We start from the raw sequence: 1,421 nt of genomic DNA on the forward strand, positions 1-1,421 counted from the left end.
TTGAGGGTGTGGGGGTGGTAGTGCGGGGTTCGGCGTGTCGTGGCCGGGTAGGGGTCGAGGTCTTCCGATGATGGGGGTTCCTACACCGTCCATCCGAAAGACCTCGACATGCCTAATACTACCTTTGATCGCCCTGACCTGAGCACCTTCACACGCCTGGATGACCTGGGCCTGGAAGTGACGGGCCAGCGTGTAGGAGGCGATCGGACCATCTTGGCCTGCAAGGTAGTGGGTGAGGACCGGTGGTGCCGACAGTGTGGGGGCGAAGGCGTCGTACGCGACACGGTGATCAGGCGCTTGGCTCACGTAGCCTACGGGTGGCACCCCACGATCTTGCACGTGAGCGTGCGCCGCTACCGCTGCCAGACGTGTGCTCACGTGTGGCGTCAAAACATGAGCCAAGCGGCCGATCCACGCGCCAAGCTCTCACACTCGGCGGTGCGCTGGGCGCTGGTGGGCCTGGTGGTCCACCATCTGACAGTGGCTCGTATCGCCCAGGCCCTAGGCGTGTCCTGGAATACCGCCAACACCGCTGTCCTGACCGAAGGAGAGCGTCTACTGATCAATGATCCAGCACGGTTCGATGGCGTGCGTGTCATCGGGGTGGATGAACACGTGTGGCGCCACACCCCCTACGGAGACAAATACGTCACCGTTATCTTGGACTTGACGCCCATCCGCGAACGCAGCGGCCCCTGCCGGCTCTTGGACATGGTCCCAGGCCGCTCCAAGCAGGTCTTCAAAACCTGGCTGGCCTCCCGCCCCGACACGTGGCGTGAGCGTATCGAGATCGTCGCGATGGATGGATTCACTGGTTTTAAGAGCGCTGCCGCCGAAGAACTCCCCGATGCAAGGGCAGTCATGGATCCCTTCCATGTTGTACACCTGGCTGGCAACGCTTTGGATGAATGCCGCAGGCGTATCCAGCAAGAACTTCACCATCGGCGCGGGCGTGCCACGGATCCCCTGTACAAGGCTCGCAGGATGTTACACACCAGATCTTGCCTGCTCACGCCGCGTCAGCAGCACCAACTACTCGACCTGTTCGCCAGCGATTGCCACGTCGCACTCGAGGTCACTTGGAGTGCCTACCAGAACATCATTGATGCCTACCGCGCGCCCGACACGGCTGCGGGCAAGGCCATGATGCAAGCCGAAATTAATACACTGACCTGCACGCGTGTACCGAGGGGTCTGAGAGAGCTCATTACGCTGGGCAGGACACTCAAACGCCGATCCAGGGACATCCTGGCCTACTTCGATCATCCCCACACCTCCAATGGCCCTACCGAAGCTATCAACGGGCGCCTTGAACATCTACGCGGATCCGCTCTTGGGTTCCGCAACCTCACCAACTACATCGCCCGCTGCCTCCTCGAAACCGGAGGATTCAGACCCCAACTACACCCTCAATTATGAAG

Annotated in this window: 1 protein-coding gene; it reads left to right on the plus strand. The window is 60.9% G+C overall.

The genetic code is table 11. The annotated features are described in order from the left end of the window. The first annotated feature begins 108 nt into the window (after nucleotides 1–108). Nucleotides 109–1,419, plus strand: a complete 1,311-nt coding sequence (locus tag HMPREF0045_RS09440; protein ID WP_005987853.1) for an ISL3 family transposase — start codon at nucleotides 109–111, stop codon at nucleotides 1,417–1,419. The last annotated feature ends 2 nt before the right edge of the window (nucleotides 1,420–1,421 follow it).

It is taken from the genome of Actinomyces graevenitzii C83, from assembly GCF_000239695.1.
GTDB lineage: Bacteria > Actinomycetota > Actinomycetes > Actinomycetales > Actinomycetaceae > Actinomyces > Actinomyces graevenitzii.

What these genes read in the sequence shown, in the direction of transcription:
- HMPREF0045_RS09440 (WP_005987853.1), top strand. Translation starts at nt 109, where the DNA reads ATGCCTAATACTACCTTTGATCGCCCTGACCTGAGCACCTTCACACGC.